General features: G+C 54.0%; 1 pseudogene. It reads left to right on the top strand.

Annotated features, from left to right (window positions below):
- Positions 1 to 215 (top strand): annotated as a pseudogene (locus tag ACTHSP_RS24365) (IS481 family transposase); the annotation flags it as partial.

Below are 215 nucleotides of genomic sequence, written 5' to 3'. Positions count from 1 at the left end.
CAGGCCAAACGCTACAATAAATCCTACCCCGGAGAGCTGGTACATCTCGATACCAAACGGCTGCCGCTGCTCAAAGGTCAGAAAGCCACCGATAAGCGGGATTACCCGTTTGCCGCCATCGACGATTTCTCAAGGGAGCTATACGCCGCCATTTTGCCGGACAAAACTGCAGACAGTGCCGCCAAGTTTCTGACTGGACACCTGATTGATCCCTG

It is taken from the genome of Neisseria sp. P0001.S005 (assembly GCF_051963715.1).
Note: the sequence above shows the minus strand (reverse complement) of the source record. Positions and strands in the feature narration are given on the sequence as shown.